At 59.6% G+C, this 6000-nt stretch carries 4 protein-coding genes; 1 reads left to right on the plus strand and 3 read right to left on the minus strand.

All coding sequences use genetic code 11. The annotated features are described in order from the left end of the window. Positions 1 to 879 precede the first annotated feature (879 nt). The 3 genes from AC1D00_RS00490 to AC1D00_RS00500 all read right to left on the minus strand — a co-directional run bounded on the left by AC1D00_RS00490 (position 880) and on the right by AC1D00_RS00500 (position 4416). Entirely contained in the window at positions 880 to 1308 is a 429-nt protein-coding gene (locus tag AC1D00_RS00490; protein ID WP_477009300.1) for a zinc-binding dehydrogenase, read from the minus strand. A gap of 154 nt (positions 1309 to 1462) precedes the next feature. Further along, positions 1463 to 3379, minus strand: a complete 1917-nt coding sequence (locus AC1D00_RS00495) for a propionyl-CoA synthetase (protein ID WP_477009296.1) — start codon at positions 3377 to 3379, stop codon at positions 1463 to 1465. 53 nt (positions 3380 to 3432) lie between these two features. Then, positions 3433 to 4416 (minus strand): NADPH:quinone reductase, encoded by a 984-nt coding sequence (locus AC1D00_RS00500; protein WP_477009297.1) that lies wholly within the window; start codon positions 4414 to 4416, stop codon positions 3433 to 3435. Between the two features lie 461 nt (positions 4417 to 4877). On the opposite strand from AC1D00_RS00500, the gene AC1D00_RS00505 reads away from it, so the two are divergent. Next, on the plus strand, positions 4878 to 6000 hold a 1123-nt coding region (locus AC1D00_RS00505), incomplete at its 3' end, for an MFS transporter (protein WP_477009301.1).

Here is a 6000-nt window from a genome sequence, read left to right on the forward strand (position 1 = left end):
ATTGGAAGTGTGAGCGGCGCGATGAGCCGCAACACGACGAGCCAATCCCGCAGATCCTTGCTCCTCGGCGGATACTAGTCGCACTCTGGAGAACCCGCGGCGGAGTCAAGGCTACGCTGAGACGAGAGGTAGTTCCCTCTCAGAAGACATAGAGCGATTTTAAAATCGCGCAGCTTAACTCACCCGACGCACACATGCCGCTACATCGATTTAGGAGCCATGGCTAGTTCGAAACTAACGCCCGGTCGTCAGCAGAAAGATTCAATCCGCCGTGCCGTTCGCGCGCGGGAGCAGGAGCAGCTCGCGAACAGCCGCTTGGTGCAGAGCCGTCAGCGCCATCCAGTGAATAGCGAAAGCAGCACCGCCGTCGCCTGGCCGAGACCGACAAACGCTCAGCTGACAGCGCGCGGGTCGCGTTCTTGCGATGCAATCTCGTGGCCGCGCAGAACTCGTGAAGGATCCGTCCTTCTCTATCCGAACACCCGGCTCGACAATGCTCGGCAACGCCGATGCGATCTCGGCTTGGGCGCACGCCGATATCCCCCATAGAGCTGATTCGGCGGCTCTGCCAGACAGGACACGAAGTTGTCAGTTAACTTTTTTAGTGAGGGAACTGCGTGGCAAAATGATGCTCGCAAGTGCGCTTCGGGCGATGGAGATCGTCAGGGCTAATTGCGCTTGCGATGGTGGATAAATCTCTCCTGAGAAGCGAGCACGACAGCAGTGACCGCAAGCCCCTCGCCCCATGTCCGAAAGTCACGTCCGAGCCAAGGGCCTCTCGCGACATCCGAGACCTGCAATTTTACGAGAGATCGAATTGCCGAGGGATGGCCGTCCCGCGGCTATCTCGAAGGGAGGCTTATTCGGGGACGTGAGCGCTTAGGGAACTAAGACGATTTTTCCACTCGATGATCGGCTCTCCAACTTGGAGTAGGCTTCTGAAGCTCTATTCAAAGGAACGATTTGGCCGACGAGCACGTTCAGTTCGCCTGTTGATGCGAGTTTGAAGAGTTGGGTGAGATCTGTACGGAGCCCGTCGAGCGTCAGCAGCGGAAGAAGTGAAAAGCCATTTATTGATTGATTTTTGGAAATCGTATCCTCCAGCTCCCGGTTGGAGAATGCTATCGGGCCAAGAGCACCGAACATCAAGGTGTCGCTGTCTGCCAATAACTGCAGGCAATCGGAAGCAACCGCTCCGCCGGCGAAGTCATATACAACATCCACCCCATGTCCACCCGTCCATTCTTTAACCGCGTTGCCCCACCCTTTCTGAGCGGTCGGCGTGCTGCGCGCGCCTCGTAGCCGCAGTGGGACTGCTGGTCGACAAGATCACGGGAAGCAGCATAGGACTAGGGTCCATCTTGCTTATGCCAATCAGCCTGCAGCTTGCGCGCTCAACAAACTAGCGAGGACGGTACGATGTCAGAGCTTCCAAGCTGCAACTGGCCTAGTTGACCGATTTCTAGCAGATCGTTCGGGATGCCAGCGCCTCGCCGATCTCGTCCAGCACCTTGGGGTCCTCGATCGTCGCCGGCATGGTCCAGGATTCGCCGTCGGCAATCTTCTTGATGGTGCCGCGCAGGATCTTGCCGGAGCGCGTCTTGGGCAGGCGACCGACGGTGATGGCGAGCTTGAAGGCGGCGACCGGGCCGAGCTTGTCGCGCACCAGCGCGATGATCTCCTTCTCGATCTCGACGGGCGCGCGGTTCACGCCGGCCTTGAGCACCAGGAAGCCGCAGGGCACCTCGCCCTTGATCGCGTCCTTGATGCCGAGCACGGCGCATTCGGCGACGTCGGGATGCGCGGCCAGGATCTCCTCCATGCCGCCGGTGGACAGGCGATGGCCGGCGACGTTGATGATGTCGTCGGTCCGTCCCATCACCCAGACATAGCCGTCCTCGTCCTTGTAGCCGGCGTCCGAGGTTTTGTAATAGCCGGGGAATTCGGTCAGATAGGCTTCCTTGAAGCGCGCATCCTGATTCCACAGCGTCGGCAGGCAGCCCGGCGGCATCGGCAGCTTGATGACGATCGAGCCCATCGTGTTCGGACCGACGGGCTTTGCCGCTTCGTCGACGATGTCGACCTGATAGCCCGGCATCGGCACCGTCGGCGAGCCGTGCTTGACCGGCAGCTGGCCTAAGCCAACCGGATTGCCGGCGATGCACCAGCCGGTCTCGGTCTGCCACCAATGGTCGATCACCGGCACCTTCAGCTGCTGCTCAGCCCATTCCACCGTCGGCGGGTCGGCGCGTTCGCCGGCGAGGAACAGCGTGCGGAATGTCGAGAGGTCGTATTGCCGGATGAACTTGCCTTCCGGGTCCTCCTTGCGGATCGCACGGAACGCGGTCGGCGCGGTGAACAGCGCCACCGCCTTGTGCTCGCCGATGACGCGCCAGAACGCACCGGCATCCGGCGTGCCGACCGGCTTGCCCTCATACATGATCGAGGTCGCGCCATGCAGCAGCGGGCCGTAGACGATGTAGCTGTGGCCGACCACCCAGCCGATGTCAGAGCCGCACCACCAGACCTCGCCAGGCTTGACGCCGTAGACGTTGAACATCGACCATTTCAACGCGACCAGATGGCCACCATTGTCGCGCACCACGCCTTTGGGAATGCCAGTGGTGCCCGAGGTGTAGAGGATGTAGAGCGGATCGGTGGCAGCGACCGGAACGCAAGGCGCCTTCTTGCCGTCGTTCATCGCCTTGCGGCGCAGGCTCGCCCAATCGTGGTCGCGACCGGGCGTCAGGTCGCAGGTGAGCTGCGGGCGTTGCAGCACGATGCAGGCCTTTGGCTTGCTGCCGGCAAGCCTGATCGCCTCGTCGAGCAGTGGCTTGTAGTGCACGATACGGCCGGGCTCGATGCCGCAGCTAGCGGACAGAATGAGCTTCGGCCGGGCATCGTCGATGCGGGTTGCGAGTTCCTTGGCGGCAAAGCCGCCGAACACGACGGAATGCACCGCGCCGATACGCGCGCAGGCGAGCATCGCAACCACCGCCTCCGGCACCATCGGCATGTAGAGGATGACGCGGTCACCCTTGGCGACGCCAAAATCCTGCATGATGGCAGCGAGCGCCTGCACCTCGGCCAGCAGCTCGGCATAGGTGAATTTGTTCACCGAATTGGTCAGCGGCGAATCATGGATCAGCGCGACCTGCTCGGCACGGCCGCGTTCGACGTGGCGGTCCAGCGCGTTGTAGCAGGTATTGACGACGGCCCCGGTGAACCAGCGGCCGTAGACGCCTTGCGCGGGGTCGAAGATTGTCTTCGGCGGCTGGATCCACTCGATCTCCTCTGCCGCCTCGGACCAAAAGCCCACCGGGTCGGCCAGCGATCGCGCATGCGTCGCGCGATAGAAACTCTCGTGATCAGTCGTCATCTTTCTCAGCGTTTCCGCGCAAATGCATCGCGTTCGCAAGTGAACTTCGTGCTTCAAACGATGTCGACAACGACGTTTCCCATGACTTTACCCCCCTCTATCGCCTCGTGAGCCTCCACGATCTGCTCGAGCGCAAAGCGCTTTGCCACCGCATGACGGAGGATGCCGTACTCAAGTAGCGGACGTAAGGTCGCGATTGCCTTTGATCGAACCGCGATGGGCACCTCGTAGATGATGAAGAATCTGTAGGTGATGCTATTGACAATAGCGTGACGAACCGGAAGCAACGCAGAGTCTTCGTCCGACCCGTATGTGACTACTGTCCCGAATGGCTTCAAGACATCCATGGGCAGCGTGGAGTTTGCCGAGATGTTGACCTCGATAATGCGATCGACGCCCTCACCGCTGGTCAGATCTTTGATCTGTTCGGAAACATTACCCTTGGTGTAGTCTATGACATGGTCCGCACCCGCGCTTTCGGCATGTCGAGCCTTGTCAGACGAGCTGACGGTTGTCAAAACACGGGCCTGTTCGATTTTGGCAAGCTGGATAGCATAATGCCCAACCGATCCTGCGCCGCCAGCAACGAGAATCGTCTTGCCTCGAAGACTGCCGTCGAGAGTCACAGCGTGAAAGGCGGTGAGTAGCGGTATGCCGAGACAAGCGCCCTCCTGATAGGAAAGCTTGCTTGGAAGCGGCGTGACCAGTTCGTTGGCCAACGCTATGTACTCTGCGGCGGTGCCGTGAGGACGCTTCCATTGTCCGTTATGCAGCCATACTCGTTGTCCAAGCCGATCGGGAGCAACCCCCTCCCCAATCATGTCTATCTCGCCGGCACCATCGCTATGTGGCACGACCAGGGGGAAGTGGGGCCCGCGCCGAAACCGCCCTAGTCGAGCCTTGACGTCCGATGGATTGACACCAGAGGCATGCAGGCGAACACGAACCTCCCCTGGCGCTGGGACGGGATCGCTGATTGGTCCAATCTTCATGACCTCGCGGGCGGGCCCGAGATTTTCGTAATACGCGGCTTTCATCGGGATCCTGTCGTCGTCGAGCAGTTAAAACAGGGCAAAAGTAGTCGAGATCGCCGGTCGACCTGCCGCCCTAAGGTCGCTGGGGTGCCTGACTGCGCCCAGCCGCCTCAGGGAGATCAGGCAAGCTTAACGTTCAGGCGTCGAGCCGTRCTTCCCGCTGCAACCGTAAAACACGCAATACTGTCCCTTCCAAGAAAGAGCTAGCCGAACTGGCGGCGGATCGGGAAATGCTATCTGGGCATAGCGCCGATGCCGAACTCGAGATGATGTGGCTGGCAAGATCTTATAGCGGCCATGCCGAAACGGCATTTCCAAGCGCCGCGCGCCCTCCTCTATCTAAATAGAAGGTGCCCGACAGAGGCATCTCGAATTTTTTCGGGGGGGGAAATATGGTGTTTGCGGCAATCGACATAGCCCAAAGATCAACGTCGAGGTTCGTTTTGAGCAGACCTCGTTTGCTGATGATGCTGCTCATCATCGATATCGCATACGTCATCAATGCGATGGATCGGCAGGTCTTTCCGATACTTCTGAAATCCATCCGCGCCGATCTGCACCTAACACCCTCACAATTCGGACTCCTCTCGACGGTCTTCACGCTGGGAATGGGCCTTGCCGCGGTCCCGGCGGGCTACTTCGCCGACAGACTAGGGCGCAAAGCTGTGATGCAACTTGGCCTGTTTATCTTTTCGCTCGGAACGGGACTCCAAGGCCTCGCGATCGGATTCTCAGACCTGCTTATGTACCGGATCCTGTCTGGATTCGGCGAAGGTGCCCAAGCTGCCGCTTTGTACACTGCGGTTGGTCTCCTCTTTCGCGAGCAAAAGACATTCGCCGTGGGGACGCTCAACGCAAGCTATGGAGTTGGAGCCTTCCTCGGGCCCGTGCTTGGAACCTATCTTGCACAATTGACTGGTACTTGGCGTGACCCCCTGCTGGTCTTCGGTGGACTTGGAGCCGGGATCTTTACGCTGGTCCTGATCGGGATTCCAAGTGGTGCAGTCGACAATATTCCGGAACTGCCACAGACCCCGGCTTCGACAAACTCCAATGAACCCAAGCTATTCAATCGAAACGTCATTTGCTGCATGATCGTCATCGCTGTAGCCGGGTTCGCAGTCTATGGGTATCTCGGCTTGTATCCGCTGTTCCTGCAGGAGGTTCTGCATTTCACGCCGGCGCAGACGGGGCTAGTATCCGGCGCCCTTGGAGTTGGCGCACTTGCAAGTATTCCGATGGGCCTTGTTGCGGATCGTTGGGATCAGAAGCGTCTCAACATGATCGGCTTGACCGGCTTCATGGCGACCGGAGCCATCATGTTCGGGGTGCCCCTCGGGGTCTTCCCCCAAGTGGCGTTGACTATGCTGGTCGGCGTCTTCTTCACTGCCACCATTTACACGAACACGAACACGCTGATCCAGCGAAGCGCACCACCCGGGCAGGTAGGAACGGCCGTGGGCCTTATGGTTGCCTGCATGTATATCCCCGCAAGCATTGCGGGTTTTGTGTTCACCAACCTGGCGGTGGCCTATGGTTGGACTACAGCTGCGCTACTCCAGCTGGTTGCCATCCCCTGCATCGGCC

This window comes from Bradyrhizobium sp. P2_E8, assembly GCF_056403875.1.

What these genes read in the sequence shown, in the direction of transcription:
- AC1D00_RS00495 (WP_477009296.1), bottom strand. Translation starts at nt 3,379, where the DNA reads ATGACGACTGATCACGAGAGTTTCTATCGCGCGACGCATGCGCGATCG.
- AC1D00_RS00500 (WP_477009297.1), bottom strand. Translation starts at nt 4,416, where the DNA reads ATGAAAGCCGCGTATTACGAAAATCTCGGGCCCGCCCGCGAGGTCATG.